The sequence below is a fragment of the Methylomonas sp. EFPC3 genome (assembly GCF_029643245.1).
Classification (GTDB): Bacteria; Pseudomonadota; Gammaproteobacteria; order Methylococcales; family Methylomonadaceae; genus Methylomonas; species Methylomonas koyamae_B.
The window spans coordinates 3,652,050-3,666,283 of sequence record NZ_CP116398.1 but is presented as its reverse complement, the minus strand read 5'-3'; the positions used below and the strand labels follow the sequence as shown (position 1 = coordinate 3,666,283).

Annotated in this window: 12 protein-coding genes; 1 reads left to right on the top strand and 11 read right to left on the bottom strand. The window is 57.6% G+C overall.

Translation table 11 applies throughout. The features are described from left to right. Nucleotides 1-2: 2 nt before the first annotated feature. From PL263_RS16535 to PL263_RS16510, 6 genes are all read right to left on the bottom strand, one after another. Nucleotides 3-932, bottom strand: coding sequence for an ABC transporter substrate binding protein (locus PL263_RS16535; RefSeq protein ID WP_278210412.1), 930 nt, complete (start codon nt 930-932; stop codon nt 3-5). A 64-nt stretch (nt 933-996) separates the two neighbouring features. Then, the gene (locus PL263_RS16530) at nt 997-3,147 is read right to left on the bottom strand and encodes a TonB-dependent receptor (protein ID WP_278210411.1); all 2,151 of its coding nucleotides are present in this window, start codon (nt 3,145-3,147) and stop codon (nt 997-999) included. Nucleotides 3,148-3,426: 279 nt separating this feature from the next. Next, nucleotides 3,427-4,098 carry an NAD(P)H-dependent oxidoreductase gene (locus PL263_RS16525; protein WP_278210410.1) on the bottom strand — a complete coding sequence of 224 codons (672 nt, stop codon included), beginning with the start codon at nt 4,096-4,098 and terminating at the stop codon, nt 3,427-3,429. A 3-nt stretch (nt 4,099-4,101) separates the two neighbouring features. Further along, on the bottom strand, nt 4,102-4,854 hold the full coding sequence (locus PL263_RS16520) for a DUF5765 domain-containing protein (RefSeq protein ID WP_278210408.1): 753 nt from the start codon (nt 4,852-4,854) through the stop codon (nt 4,102-4,104). 164 nt (nt 4,855-5,018) lie between these two features. After that, a complete protein-coding gene (locus PL263_RS16515; RefSeq protein ID WP_278210407.1) occupies nt 5,019-7,220 on the bottom strand; it encodes a primosomal protein N' in 2,202 nt (733 codons plus the stop codon). A gap of 335 nt (nt 7,221-7,555) precedes the next feature. Next, nucleotides 7,556-8,062, bottom strand: coding sequence for a disulfide bond formation protein B (locus PL263_RS16510; RefSeq protein ID WP_278210406.1), 507 nt, complete (start codon nt 8,060-8,062; stop codon nt 7,556-7,558). 318 nt (nt 8,063-8,380) lie between these two features. Here PL263_RS16510 and PL263_RS16505 point away from each other — a divergent pair, with 318 nt between their 5' ends. Continuing rightward, the gene (locus PL263_RS16505; protein ID WP_278210404.1) at nt 8,381-9,601 is read left to right on the top strand and encodes a potassium/proton antiporter; all 1,221 of its coding nucleotides are present in this window, start codon (nt 8,381-8,383) and stop codon (nt 9,599-9,601) included. A gap of 15 nt (nt 9,602-9,616) precedes the next feature. On the opposite strand, the gene PL263_RS16500 is transcribed toward PL263_RS16505, so the two are convergent. The 5 genes from PL263_RS16500 to PL263_RS16480 form a co-directional block, all read right to left on the bottom strand. After that, entirely contained in the window at nt 9,617-10,330 is a 714-nt protein-coding gene (locus PL263_RS16500) for an NAD-binding protein (RefSeq protein ID WP_278210403.1), read from the bottom strand. Continuing rightward, complete coding sequence (locus PL263_RS16495; RefSeq protein WP_278210402.1) at nt 10,327-11,928, bottom strand: NAD-binding protein; 1,602 nt, start codon at nt 11,926-11,928, stop codon at nt 10,327-10,329. The genes PL263_RS16500 and PL263_RS16495 overlap by 4 nt, the downstream gene beginning before the upstream one ends. A 2-nt stretch (nt 11,929-11,930) precedes the next feature. After that, nucleotides 11,931-12,644: an SDR family oxidoreductase gene (locus tag PL263_RS16490; protein ID WP_278210401.1), complete on the bottom strand. Its 714-nt coding sequence runs from the start codon at nt 12,642-12,644 to the stop codon at nt 11,931-11,933. Continuing rightward, nucleotides 12,632-13,624, bottom strand: coding sequence for a spore photoproduct lyase family protein (locus PL263_RS16485; RefSeq protein ID WP_278210399.1), 993 nt, complete (start codon nt 13,622-13,624; stop codon nt 12,632-12,634). Before PL263_RS16485 ends, PL263_RS16490 begins: the two co-directional genes overlap by 13 nt. 104 nt (nt 13,625-13,728) lie before the next feature. Continuing rightward, nucleotides 13,729-14,046, bottom strand: a complete 318-nt coding sequence (locus tag PL263_RS16480) for a hypothetical protein (RefSeq protein ID WP_278210397.1) — start codon at nt 14,044-14,046, stop codon at nt 13,729-13,731. Nucleotides 14,047-14,234: the final 188 nt, after the last annotated feature.

The window sequence follows — 14,234 nt, the reverse complement described above, 5'->3', positions numbered from 1 at the left end:
GCTTAAGGCGTCGGAAAAACCATCGCGAACTCGCGCCGCGTCTGATTGGAAAACTGTAAACCCAGGTGCTCGGCAGTGCGTAAGTTGACGGCCACCAGCAAATCCTGCAGCAACTTGACCGGCTCGAGTCTGCCGCCCGGTTGGGCTTGTTGGATCGCCATACTAGCCAGACTGCGGCCCATGCCGAAATTGTCCGGATATAAGGAGAACAGTGCGCCTTTACGGACGTGGTCCAGGTTGCTCGAAAACACTACGAAATTCTTTTCCCAGGCCTCGCGTAGCACTTCCGGAAACAGCGATTGCTCGTCCAATACCGCATTTTCCCGCGGCAACCACAAAGCAATCGAATTATCCTTGACGTCTACCACTATCTGGCGGAAAGAGTCGGATGCATCGCGCACACTGGCAGTCGGCTGGGCCTGCAACACCAGCCCGCGTTCTTGGGCGGCTTTTTCGGCGTGCCGAATCTCCCAGGCGGTTTGGCGAGGATCGTAAATCACCGTAATTTTCTTGACATTCGGTACCAATTTTTTCAACTGGTCGAACATCGCTTCCGGTGCCGGCGTCAGGCTGATACCGGTCAATCCCTGCGGCGCTTCTTCCGGCCGGACAACGGTGGCGCCGATCACCACCGGCAGTACGCCGACCAGGACCTTGGCCATGGTTAGCCCGGCCCGGCCCAGCGTGACCACCACGTCAATGCGGTCGTTCTTCAAGTCGGCAATCAGCCTTTCGGGCGAGGTATCGCGCTCGCTCAGCAAGTAATGGGCAACCGGCCGGCCCAGCTCCTGTTCCATGCCGCGAGCGATTTCCAAAAACACCGAACGGTAGGGTTCGCGCACGTCCGGGTAGACGATCGCCACCGCGGGCGCTTGCGCCAACGCATTCGCACAGCTGCACGCCAAAACCAGCATCAGCCAAATCGGTAACATTATTCGGTCGAACAAATTCACTCCTGGGTTATGCTTTCGCAGTGAAGACGGGGCGGCCGGCGCCTCAAAATTTCACGCTGATTTCGCCGTAGAAACTGCGCGGCGCCAACGGCAAGTCGTTGGGAATGCCGGGCTGCGGACTGCCGGCCAAACTCGGTTCGCGGGCGCTGACGTCGAATAAATTGCGCACCGAGAAGGCTACTTCCACATGCTTGGCTAAGTTTTGCCGGCGCAGGGTCAAATCGACCCAGGTGTAGTCGGCAACCGGCTCACGGCTGTCGCCGAAACTGCGGCTGCGGCCGACGATCCATTTAGCCTGCGGGCTGAAGCTCCAGTCGGGTAAAAACTGCCAATTCATCCTAAGATAAAGCTGATGCTGCGGCCCGTAACCGGCATCGTGGTGCAAGGTTTCGTCGCGGCTGCGCTGGTAGGCGTAGTTGCCGACCAATTTCAGGGTATCGGCCGCCTGCCATTCCGCTTCGAATTCGCCGCCGTAACCCTGTTGCGCACCGCGGTTTTGAGCGGTGGCGGTGGTGGCATTGCTATCCGGCACGAAGCGGATGATGTCTTTCCACCAGTAGCCGAAAAAATTCAGGCCCAGACGTAAACCGTCGGCCGGGCGGTAATCGAAGCCCAATTCCAGATTCTCCATGGTCTCCGGCTTGAGTTGCGGATTGCCGATCTGGGCCGGATTGTTCAGGATGTACATTTCCTGGAACGACGGCGCCCGAAAGGCCGAACCGTACATCAATTTTGCGGTCAGGTCGTAATCGGCCTCCCAGATCAAGGCCGCCCTGGGGTTGAAGGTATTGCCGAAATCGGAATAGCGGTCGTAGCGGGCGCCGGCGGTCAGAGTCCAGTCGTTGGCGAAATTCCACTGGTCCTGAAAAAACAGGTAGGCGATTTTACGGTCCACTTCCGGAATGAAGGTCGACGCAGTCCCGGACACGTCGATTAGCGGAATGCCCGGTAACGACGGTATCGGCAGCCCCGAACCCGGATCGATGCCGAAATTCTGACTGACGCGGGCCTGGAACAGGCTGTCGTAATTGAAGCCGATCCCGCTACGGATCTGGTGCCGGCGAAAACCGCTGTAGGCCAGCATCTGGCTGATTCGGACGTGGCGCTCCCACACTTCCGGATTGCCGATATAGCCGTTCGGAAACGTGACCGGGGCACCGGCGCCGATTTGGCCGTTAGGGCCGATCGGCAACCGGGTACCGGGCGGAAACAAGGTCAGATTGCGTTCTATTTCCTGGCTGGTTTCGAAATAGCTGGCCTGGCTGGTCCATTCCCAATTTTCGATATCAGTATTTTGGTAGGTGATATCGGCGTTCCAGCGGTCGCTGCCGTAGCGGGCCGTCGAATCCAGCGCCTGGGCCACGCCGGAACCGACCCCGAAATTGCCGCGGTGTTGCAGGCCGCCGCGAAAACGCCAATGGCCGCGCGCCAAATCGATACGGGCGTCCAGGTTCTCCCGCGACAGGCTCAGCGGCCCCGGCGCCAGCGAGGCGCTAGTACCGAACAGCCGGTCGAACTGGGTTTGCAAATCGGCATCGACCACCGCATTTTGTCCGGCGGTATTATGGTATTCCACCGCCAAAGCCACGTCGAAGCCGGCCCACTCGGCGCCGTGCAAGGCCCAACCGTCGTAGCTATCGAAACTGCCGACGCGGCCGCCGATTTCGCTACCGTCGATGTCCTGGCGGGTTTTGGTGATGACGTTGATTACCCCGGCGAAGGCGTCGGCGCCGTACACTGCGGAGCCCGGCCCACGCACCACTTCGATCCGGGCGATATCGCGGATCGGCATGCCGCCCCAAACTTCGCTGCGGCTGCCGGTGTAGGAATTGGTGATCGGGATGCCGTTGACCATCATCAGCACCTGTTGATTGAACTGCGAGAAAATCCCGCGGAAGGTGTAGATCGGGTTGTAACCGATGGTATTGCGCTGCACATGCAAACCGGGCACGGTTTCCAGGACTTCGTCGATATCGGTGGCGCCGATGGCTTTGATATCGTTGGCGGTAATCACCGTGGCGATCGACGGCGCTTGCGAAATCGGCTGTTTGTAGCCGGAGGCGATACTGACCATTTCCTCGCCGCCGTAGATCTGCGACAGCGCCCGCTCCTCCTCTTCGGTCGACACCGGTTGCGCCGTAGCGGCCGTGCCAAAGCAAGCGGCGCAGACGGCGAGAAACAGAAAGCGGGGCATGGTTAACTCCTGGGTGAAATCTTTTTTGGATTAATTGTTATCGATCACCACAGCCAGCGAGCATACAACAAAGATCCCGCCGAGTGTCACTAGGGGCAATTTTAGACTAAATCGACCGAGCCCGATGCCAACGGCATCGCTGGCCGGATACCGGCCGGCCGCTACTGGAGAACCGGCGGATTTGCCGGGTGCGCCGCCATCGGTGGCACTGGAGGGGAGTTAAACGCCCGGCGCGGATTGGCCGCCGAGCGGGAAAGCAAGGCGTTCGGCTAGCTCAAACTACGCCAGCCATTCAACCACTTGCTCCAGGCTTTGCCGGGTTTTCGGCCGCGGCGGCGGATTTTTCCGGTAACCGAAAGCCACCATATACGCCGCCGCCCACTGCGCGAGATCGACACCGGCCTGTTCGGCCAGAATCCGCTCGACTTCGGCACGCTCGAAGCCTTCGATCGGACAGGAGTCGATACCGATTAGCGCCGCCGCCGTCATCATGTTAGCCAACGGCAGATAGGTTTGGCGGGTGGCCCAATCGGTCAACGTGCGCTCCGATCCCAGCAGATCGAAATCGCTGCGCTGGAATTTTTCGATCAGGCCGCTACGCAATTGGATGATATCTTCCGGATAGCGCTGGACTTCGCGCATCATGTATTGCAGATAAGCGCTGTCGTAACGCATGAAGTGGCTCTTGCGCACCAGGGTCAGTACCACGTGGCTGGCCGTGGGCAATTGCTTTTGCCCGCCCCAGGTAAATTCGCGTAGCGTTTCGCGCAATTGCGGCTTTTGCACCACCAGAAACCGCCACGGCTCCAGCCCGAACGAACTCGGCGACAGCCGGGCCGTTTCCAGGATAAAGTCGAAATCGGCGCCGGGGATTTTGCGTTCGGCGTCGAACTCCTTGCAGGCGTGACGGAATTGAAAGGCGTCGAGAATGTCCTGTTTGCTGATCGCCATGAGTTACAAGCTATCGCCCACTTCGCGTTGATAAAACGGCCATTTGGTGACGTGCAAATGTTTGCGGATCGGTGTCTTGATTACCGACACGCACAACGCAATCGAAAACAGGCACCAGACCGCGCAATACTCGTTGGGATCGTCGGTGGTAATGTCGGAAATCCACGGCCCGATCAAATAATGGAAGGCAACGAAACGCCAGGAACCGTAAATGATCGGCAAATAAAACGCCGCCAGGATATAGGCAAAGGCATGCAAGCCCCAGTTGAAGCCGAGCAACCATTCCACCGGCTGCGACATCAACCCGTTCAACGGCATTTGCCAGGCGATGTGCCAGGCGCCGGATACGGAGCAGGTCTGGGTGCCGCAAAAGCCTTCGGTGCCCGGTACGCAATCGCCGGCCCAGGCGAACGGGTACATTTTGATCAGCATCGCCAACGAGCTGATCGCGCACAGGGTATATACTGTGGTTCTGATCTTTAACTTGACGCTTTCCGGCACAAAGTACATCGCCACCATATTCACGAAGAACGGCTGAAACGCGATATGCAGATAGCCGAGCAGCGTCAACACCTGGTTGTTCGGGTTATCGCATAAATCGATATAAACGTATGTCGCCGCCTGCAACAGCTCCATCAATGCAAAATAAGTCAACGGAATCCACAGCTCCTTGGATTCGCCCTTGTACGCCACGTAAACGGCGGTTGCCAAACCCGCGGCAGCCAAAACGCCTGACGCCTCTCCACTCCAGCACATCGGAAAATACCCCTTTGTTATATTTTTAGTTATTAGGTATGGATACCTTTTCCGACTCGACGCCGGAACGGCAAAGATAACCATGGTTCTTATTGTGAACCAGTCACAAAGGGGCGAAATTATTACATAAAACCGTAGCCCTTAAGCCGGATTTTGCCGGCGGCTCAGTACAAGTCCAGCGGGTCGACATCCAAAGACCAACGGACTTTTTTTGCGTCCGGGAGCTGGTAAAGCCTGGGTAGCAGAGCGTCCAACAAGCGGTGCAAATCTTTGCGCTGCAGACTTTGCAACAACAATTGGTAACGGTAGGCGCCGGCGCGCCTTGCCATCGGTGCCGCAACCGGCCCCAAGACTTGGGTACTGCCGGCACCCAGCTCGGCGATTGCGCTGCAGACGGCCTGCAAAAATCGGCGCGGCGCATCGCTGCCGGCCGCTTGCGCCCGCAACAGGGCCTGGTGGCTGAACGGTGGCAAGCCGGCTTGGCGCCGCTCCTGCAATGCACCCTCGGCAAAGGCTCGATAGCCTTGTTTCAACAATGTATTCAACAGCGGATGTTGCGGCTGGCGGGTCTGCAAAATCACCCGGCCCGGCCGCTCGGCCCGCCCGGCCCGGCCGGCCACCTGCACGATCAATTGCGCCAGGCGCTCCGCACCGTGAAAGTCGATGCTGAACAGGCCGCTATCGATGTCCAGAATCGCCACAAGTGTCACGCCCGGAAAATGGTGGCCCTTGGCTAACATCTGGGTGCCGAGGATGATTTCGGCCCGGCCGGCGTGGATTTGCTCCAGATAGCCCTCCAGTGCGCCTTTGCGTTGCGTCGTGTCCTTGTCCAGCCGCACCACGCTGCGTTCCGGAAACACTTCGGCCAGCGTCTGCTCGATGCGTTCGGTGCCGAGCCCCAGCGCCTGCAATTCGCCGGTGTTACAGGCCGGGCAAAGCTTAATCAGCGGATGCTCGGCGCCGCAATGGTGACAGCGCAACAGTCGCTCGCCGGCATGAATCACCAGATTGGCGTCGCAGCGGCGGCAGCGCGATACCCAGCCGCAGCCGTGGCAGATTTGTACCGGGGCGAAACCGCGCCGATTCAGAAACAGCAATACCTGCTGCCCGTCGTCCAATGCCGTACGCATTTCCGCCAACAACGGTTCGGACAGGCCGGATTGCAGCCGCTTGTTGCGGATATCCAGCAACTGAAAGCTGGGCGCCACCGCCGCGCCGGCCCGGTTCGGCAAATGCAGCAAGCGGTAGCGGCCGTCGGCGACGTTGGCCAGACTTTCCAGCGACGGCGTGGCCGAACCCAGCAATACCGGAATATTCAGCATTTTGGCGCGGGCCACGGCCACGTCGCGGGCGGAGAAGCGGAAGCCCTCCTGCTGCTTGAACGAGCTGTCGTGTTCTTCGTCGAGAATGATCAGGCCCGGCCGTTGCAACGGCGTGAACAATGCGGAACGGGTACCGAGCATGATCGCCGCCCGCCCCTGCTGCATACTCAACCAGGCCTGCAAGCGCTGACTGTCGGTGAGTTTGGAGTGGGTCGCCACCATAGCCACGGCGAAACGGCGACGAAAGCGTTGTTCGAGTTGCGGCGTCAGGCTGATTTCCGGCAACAGCACCAAGACCTGCTTGCCCTGCGCCAATACGCTGGCAATGATCTGCATATAGACTTCGGTCTTGCCGCTGCCGGTGACGCCCTCCAGTACTGCAACCGAAAACCGCCCCAATCCACCAACCACATTGTCTATCGCCGCTTGTTGCTCGGGATTGGCAAGCAACGGCAACTCGGCGACCGGATCTGCCGCGGCCGGCGTCAAATCCAGGCGCTCGACCAAGCCTTTATCCAGCAAAGCCTTCAATGCCGCCCGCGCGTCGGTAAGCGCGGCATCCGGCAACGGCCCGGTCTGCAAGCGTTGCAACAGGGCCAGTTGCTTCGGCGCTCGGCGCAGTTGCTGCAAATCGGTTTGCCGGCCCAAACGGCTGAGGCCGTATCCGTATGGTAATTCCAACACGGCCGGCCGCCCCTGGCGCAGTGCGACCGGAAACGCGGCGGCCATTACTTCGCCGAGCGGGTGATGGTAATAGCGGGCGGCCCAGTGCAGCAGTTTCATATCGGCCTCGGACAACAGCGGCACCGAATCTAAAACCGCGATTGCCGGCTTCAGACGCTCGACGGCTACGGCCGACTCGGTCGTCACGGCCAGCAAAACTCCAACTTGCGAACGCCTGCCGAACGGTACCAGAACTCTGCTGCCCGGACGCAACTCGGCCCCGTCATATCCTGCCGGCGGCAAGTAATCGAAGATGCGATCTAATGGTACGGGCGCCGCAACTTTCAAAATTAGTTTGTTGGAGGCGTCACAGTTGGACATATTTGATGAGGCGTTTTTGATATAGCGCCGCTAAGTGTTTAACGGCATTGAAAAAACTCGAGTTACCCACAAAATCTGTGGATAACTCTGTGGATTAGCTTTAAGCCCTGCCGCTTAGTGTCGGTTTTTATTACAATTTTTTTAAATTGGGCAAATTTCAGCCAGACAACTAATCCAATTAAAATCAACAAGTTACCAGAAAAACTAATCTGTGTTATTTGTCGACAGGCACCGAAATAGGTCGACAGCGGGCGCGCCCCGTTTTTGTGCATAACCTGTTGAGCGACTGTGTCGATACGACGCAATCGCGCAAAGCTTGCCACCCGGCACCGGCTTCATTCGCTGACCGGGCGATCGCCGCCGTTAACGAATTGAAATCCACCCCAGGCCGCCAGCAACAGAAACGCCAACAAGGTCCAGGCCGGAATACTGAAACCCAACAGAGTCCAATCCACTTTCGCACATTCGCCGGTACCGCTCAGCATCAATTTGACGGTATCGGCCAGCGGAAAATGCTGAAACATGTATTCCAGACCCGGACTGCATTCCGGCACCTCTTCCGGCGGCAAATGCTGCAGCCAAACGTGGCGAGCCGAAACACTGGCGCCGCTCAAGGCAGCAACGGCGCTCACCACCGCATAAACCTTACGGCCGCGATTATGCAGGCCGGCCAGCAAGAACACGACGCCGGTCGCCAAGATTGCCAAACGCTGGGATATGCATAGCGGGCAAGGCTCCAGCTCTTCGACGAATTGCAAATACGCGCCGACGCCCAACAGCGCGGCGCAAGCCGCAAAACCCAATAAGAAAGCAATGCGGGGGCTCAGTTTTATAAAATTCATACGCAAAAATTAGCCAAGTAAAGTGAACGAATCGGTTAAGGTACGGCCTGCCGGACTGGCACCCTGAGGCCCAATGCCGTTTGGTTGCGCCGCTCGCGCCGCCCGGATGGGTGCGCAGTTTGAGGTAAGCGGGCGGTTTAAGCGTTCGCTGCCGGACCAGGCTGAAGACGAACCGTTAAGCCTTCGCTTACTAAACCATCTCCGCCCGAGCCGGGAAATCCCCCCCGCAGCGGAATTGCGGATAACATTACCACCTTTAACCACCGGTTTAATTGCCGCATTTTTCCAGCGTCGCAGCCAAAATACAGGATACCACCGATGCCGTCAGTTGAATTAGCCAGCCTGATTGGAGCCAGCCTGCTGTTGATCAGCGTTTTTTCCAGTAAGTTCGCGGCCAAGGTCGGCATTCCGTCCTTGCTATTCTTTCTGTTGACCGGCTGGCTGATCGGCGAATTCGGCGGTCCGGAATTGCGCAGCCCGGAAATTGCCAAGTTTATCGGCGATTTCGCGCTGATATTCATTCTATTCACCGGCGGCCTGGATTCGCATTGGCCCAACATCCGGCCGGTGTTGTGGCAGGGACTGTGTCTGTCGACGTTCGGCGTCTTGATCACGATGCTGTTGCTGGGCAGTTTCGCCTGGTTTATTTTGGGCTCGTTCAGCACCTTTTCGCTGGGCGTGCACGGCATCAGCCTGCAACAGGGCTTGTTACTGGCGGCGATCGTCTCGTCCACCGACGCGGCGGCGGTGTTTTCGGTGCTGCGCTCCAGCCACATTGCCTTGAAAGGCAAATTGCAACCGCTGCTGGAACTGGAATCCAGCAGCAACGACCCGATGGCGGTATTGCTGACGGCCAGCCTGCTGAATTACTCGGCCGGCGGCGAGGCTGCGTTTCTGCAGGGCGGCAGCTTTCTGGCGATCCAATTGACGATAGGCGTCGGCATCGGCTACGCCGCCGGCCGCTTCATGGTCTGGCTGCTCAATCGCCTGGGTCTGAGTTCGGCCGGCCTGTATGCCATCGCCTCGATTGCGTTGGTGTTGTTGACGTACGCAGTCGCCACCTTCACGCACGGCAACGGTTTTTTGGCGGTGTACGTGGCCGGCATCGTCGCCGGTAACCGCAAGGTGATTCACCAGCAGTACATCAACGCCTTTCACGACAGCTTCGCCTGGCTGATGCAAATCATCATGTTTTTGACACTGGGCATGCTGTCGGTGCCTTACGGCGCCGAGCTGCCGGCCCTGGCCAGCGTCGCCGTGGCCATCAGCTTGTTCCTGATGTTCGTGGCGCGCCCGGTCAGCGTCTTCGTCAGCCTGTGCTGGGCCGACATCGGCTTCAAGGAAAAACTGCTGGTGTCCTGGGTCGGCCTGCGCGGCTCGGTGCCGATCGTGCTGGCGACATTTCCGTTGGCGGCCGGTGTGAATGAAGCGGGCGAAATTTTCATGCTGGTCAGCTTTATCGTGGTGATGTCGGTGTTGCTCCAGGGCTTTTCACTGGCCGTATTTGCGCGCTGGCTGGGCTTGGCCGAGAAACGCTAGCCGGCGGCGCGTCGCCTATTTGGGACCAACATGGCAATACTCGTTTTCGACGTCTTGTTTGAACGCCCTGATTTCCCGAGACGGGCCCAAAATGACCAAAATATCGCCGACGTTGAGCCGACGGTCGATTTCCTCACCGACGAAGTGCAAGCGGTCGCTGACCTTTTTATTGACGATGCCGATCAGCAGTAAGTTGTATTGCGATCCCAGTTCCAGTTGACTGGCATGTATGTTTTCCAGAAAGCTGTGCTCCGGAATCGCCACTTCGGCCAGATGCAAATCGTGGCGGCCGAACACGGTGTGGTCGAAAATTTCGGTGATATCCGGCCTTTTCAACATGTCGTGAATCTTGCGGCCGCAGATTTCATAAGGGTCGATAATTTTATTGGCGCCGGCCGCAATCAGCTTCTCGGCCGATTCCGGGCTATCGACGATGGCGACGATGTTCAGATTCGGGTCCAGCGCCCGCGCCGACAGGGTCAGGAACACGTTTTCCGAATCGGTATCAAAAAAGCAGAACAATGTATCGATGTGGCCGCCGACGCCGGCCAGCCGTAAATCGTCGTCGCTACGGAAATCGATGTTGGCGGTCTCGAAGCCGTTTTCCCGCGCCAAGGCGGCTTTGACCGGGTCGTGGTCGATCACCACGATCCGGTAAAACTCCTTATCCAAGCGGCTGATGGCCTCGAACGACAGCCGGTTATAGCCGAACACGGCGATCTGTTTCATATCGACTTCCTGGCAAACAGGCGGCGCTGCTCGACCTGATCGCGAAAGTGGTCGATGCCGTACTTACGTCCCAACAGCACCAGGATGTCGCCGCGACGCAAAATGAACTGACGGGCCGGATTGAAATAAAAATGCTGCTGGTTCACCGGGTACTTGTTCTTGTGTTTCAAATGAATCGGATTAGCGCTGATCACGCCGAGCAAAGTTAATTTACGCTGCTCCAGATCGAGCTGGCCGATATTTTGGTCCTCCAACGGCGATTTCTCGCTAACCAACACCGACTCCATCACAATGTCGCTCTGGCTTTGCAGAATGCCGGAAATCGCTTCGAAGGCCACCGGCTGGCCGACGAACTCCGCAGCCAACATCCCGGCGATTTCGAACGGCCGGATCACCTGGTTGGCGCCGGCCTGATACAACTTGTTAACGTTATCGTGGCGGTTGGCGCGGGAAATGATGCGCAACTCCTTATTCAAATGCCGGCTGGTCAGCGTGATGTAGACGTTGACCACATCGTCGCCGGTAATGCACAAAATCGCCGTCGCCCCGTGACAAATGCCGGCATTCAGTAATACCTCGTTATTGCTGGCATCGTTTTCGATGGCTAAATACCCGCGCGATTTTGCGGCCTGCACCTTGAACGGCGATTTGTCGATGATGACGAATTTCTTTTGTTCTTCGTGCAAATGGCGGGCGATTTCCTGCCCCACCCGACCGAAACCGCAAATAATGATGAAGTTATCGTAATGCGCCAACTCGGCGTAGGTGCGGCTTTCCCGAACCGACAGCATTTTTTCGCTGAAGGCGGCAATCAGAATCGAGGTAAAGAACGACAACACGCCCAGACTGGCCAGAATCAGAAAAATCGTCACCCACCGCCCGCCGGTAGTCTGCGGGGTAATATCGCCGAAACCGACGGTCGCCAGCGTGACGACGGTCCAATAAAACGCATCGAACAAGGTGTTGACGCCGGCATTATTCTGGTATTCGAACATGTAAATCGACACGCTGGCGATGAAGACCAGAAAGCAGGTAAAGATCAACAGTGTGGTCAATTCGAAACGCTTGCTGGCCAGCGCGTCGGCAAACAACTTGGCGCTATCCGAGTATCGGAACAGCTTGAATAAGCGGAAAATAATGAAAATCCGCAAAATGTCCAACGGCCGGTAACTGGGTAGAATTGCCAGTACGTCGATCACGGCAAACACCGAGGTAACGTATTCCAGATCCTTGGCGACCAGTTTTTTGTAGATCCCTGACAGCTTGAACGGCAGATTCAGGTACAGGGCTTTTTCGTATTCTTCGATCACGATTTTGTAGGTGTCGGAATAAATCCAGCCCCTGAGCAGATATTCGACGATGAACACCATCAGAATCGCCAGCTCGAAATAACCGCCCATCTTGCTGTCGGTGTGCTCGATGTCGTAGATCAAAAAGATCACGCTCGACACCAGCAACAGGATCATCGTCGCATCGAAATACTTTTTGCGCCGGCTTTGCCGATTTTCCAGCAAATCGAAAAAGAACGCCTTGCTGCACTTGTACCAGTGCGCCGCTTTCAGGTAGTACGCGCAATAAACGACGAGTTTGGCGAACATGCTTATTTCTTGAATTCGATGACTTTACTGGCAGGATTAAGATTGATTTCGTCGATCACGCAGTGCGGTCCGGCCTGCAAAATATACATTACCGCATCGACCACGTCGTCGACGTGCAACGCTTGGCCGGCCTGCTTGCCGGGCATAAATCCCAACGACTCGAAAAATTCGGTATCGACCATGCCGGGGTTGACCAGCGAGACCCGCACCGGGCTTTTACCGCATTCGTCGCGCAAAGCCTGGCTGAAACCGCGTACGGCGAATTTGCTCGCGCAATAAATGCTGCCGTTACGGCTGCCTTTCAACGCGGCTTCGGAACCGATGTAAACCAAATTGGCGAAGGGACGCTGCTTCAGCTTGGGTAGCAACAAACGGGTCAGACAGGCTTGGGCGGTAAAGTTGACCGTCATCAGCCGTTCGATCTGCGCCGCGGAAAATTGCTCCAAGCCGCCGAACTGGCCGTAGCCGGCGGCAAACACCGCCGTATCCAGTTCCGGCGCCAGTTGCTGTATTTGTCTAGCGGCGGCCGGTAAGCGTTCCAGTTCGGCCAAATCCATCTCCACCGCGGCAAAACCGGGATGCTCGGTCTGGAATCGCCGGCCATCGCGCGACACGCCGACCACGCGATGGCCCTGGGCCAACAAACGCCGGGCTATCGCCCGGCCGATACCGGAGCTGGCGCCGGTGACCAGCACGTTGCGTTTTACAGCGTGCATGGAAAAAACGCATCTTGCGGGATGTATTCCAGCAGCATCCGGCTGCAGTCCGCCATCATGACCTGCTCCAGCTCGGCCCGGTAGCTCACCATGCCCGCCGCGGTTTGAAACGGGCTGGCAAACAATTTTTCGTCCGGGTACAGCTTGTGGATTTTCTTGAAATACTGCTCAGGCAAGCGAAACACCCCCAGGCTGGCCGAATGCAGTTTGAACGGATCGATCTTAGCGAACACCTGCTCGAATAGCTCGCGGTAAATCTGCCGGTAGTCGTGCTGGTAGATCACCGGATCGAAACGTAACCCGATCGGCCAGCCCTGCCGCTGCAGTTTGGCTGCCGCTTCGATACGTTTGGCGACGGGAGGCGCCTTGGCTTCGACTTTGCCGGCCACGGCGTCCGGCGCCAGACTGAACGCCACCACGCAGCGCGCCAGCGGCTGCCGGTTCAGCAAGGTTCTGATTTGAGTACTCTTGGTGCGCAGTTCCAACCAGGCGTTCGGCACATCGGCGAACAGCGGCAAGAACTGTTCGGCAAAACCGGTGACCGGCTCGAAAGCCAGGCTGTCGCAATCGTAGCCGGAGAAAAAATACACGTCGTCTGCCGGCGTCTCGGCGCAAATCTCGCGAATCCGGGCCTGAAAATCCTCGTAATTGACGAATAACACGTAATTGGCCGACTGGTACATGCCTTGCAGGAAGCAATAGCGGCAGTCGTACAGGCAGTTCAGCATGTGGGAGAAGTAGTAATTGCGCTGACCGCCGATGCCGTAGCCGGCAGGCGCCGGTAATACGAATTTCTGGAATTTCTCGGCCAAAATCAGTGCCGGGCGTTGCTTTTGCAGGCGAAAATTCTGCGCCTTGGGATTGAACACTTCGCCGAAGCGCTCGCAAAACACGGTCCGCGCCTTCGGAAAACGCTCCCGAATCGCCTGAGCACGCGGGTGAGATTCGACAGCGGATTCGATGTACAAGGTATCTATCATCGGCAGCGGCACGGAGGCGGAATTGGCCCGGCATTATAAAGGATGGCGGGCCTTAGGGAGCGGAACATGCCGTCTGCCCCCAAGGGCGGGAGACTGTCGACCGCTTAGGTGTCGTCTTTCGCCGGCACGGCCGACAAATCGGTTGTAGCCGACTTGGCAGCCGCTTGCTTGCGGAACCGGCGTTTTTGCCATTGCGCGAGGAAGTAGGCGCTGCCCGACAGCGTACCGGCGGCAGTCGCCAACCAACCGAAGATCGGCGCCAGCGTGACGATCAACGGCTCGTCCACCAAACCCAGCCAAACTCCGAATGCGCTCAGTCCGGTTGGTTGCACCGCCGCGGCGGCAGCGGCGGACAAGCCGGCAACAATGCCGGTGGCCATAGAGACATGTTCAATGCGGGCGGCGATTCGTTCGTGATCCATGAGCGACAAACCAATAACTAACAACGGACTGCTTGCATTTCAGTGCGGATTGAAATTGGCCCGCATCCAAATGCCGATTACAAATTATTCAATCTTACTCGAAAACGGCCAATCCGCAATCCCAGAATTATTTACTTAAAAGAAATAATAAATGAATTTATGGCGCCATTGTAAACCCGTAAAACAAA

Excerpts from the sequence above, each read along its gene's own strand:
- PL263_RS16500 (WP_278210403.1), bottom strand. The coding sequence starts at position 10,330 with ATGAAACAGATCGCCGTGTTCGGCTATAACCGGCTGTCGTTCGAGGCC.
- PL263_RS16480 (WP_278210397.1), bottom strand. The coding sequence starts at position 14,046 with ATGGATCACGAACGAATCGCCGCCCGCATTGAACATGTCTCTATGGCC.
- PL263_RS16485 (WP_278210399.1), bottom strand. The coding sequence starts at position 13,624 with ATGATAGATACCTTGTACATCGAATCCGCTGTCGAATCTCACCCGCGT.
- PL263_RS16490 (WP_278210401.1), bottom strand. The coding sequence starts at position 12,644 with ATGCACGCTGTAAAACGCAACGTGCTGGTCACCGGCGCCAGCTCCGGT.
- PL263_RS16520 (WP_278210408.1), bottom strand. The coding sequence starts at position 4,854 with ATGTGCTGGAGTGGAGAGGCGTCAGGCGTTTTGGCTGCCGCGGGTTTG.
- PL263_RS16495 (WP_278210402.1), bottom strand. The coding sequence starts at position 11,928 with ATGTTCGCCAAACTCGTCGTTTATTGCGCGTACTACCTGAAAGCGGCG.
- PL263_RS16535 (WP_278210412.1), bottom strand. The coding sequence starts at position 932 with ATGTTACCGATTTGGCTGATGCTGGTTTTGGCGTGCAGCTGTGCGAAT.
- PL263_RS16525 (WP_278210410.1), bottom strand. The coding sequence starts at position 4,098 with ATGGCGATCAGCAAACAGGACATTCTCGACGCCTTTCAATTCCGTCAC.
- PL263_RS16505 (WP_278210404.1), top strand. The coding sequence starts at position 8,381 with ATGCCGTCAGTTGAATTAGCCAGCCTGATTGGAGCCAGCCTGCTGTTG.
- PL263_RS16510 (WP_278210406.1), bottom strand. The coding sequence starts at position 8,062 with ATGAATTTTATAAAACTGAGCCCCCGCATTGCTTTCTTATTGGGTTTT.
- PL263_RS16530 (WP_278210411.1), bottom strand. The coding sequence starts at position 3,147 with ATGCCCCGCTTTCTGTTTCTCGCCGTCTGCGCCGCTTGCTTTGGCACG.
- PL263_RS16515 (WP_278210407.1), bottom strand. The coding sequence starts at position 7,220 with ATGTCCAACTGTGACGCCTCCAACAAACTAATTTTGAAAGTTGCGGCG.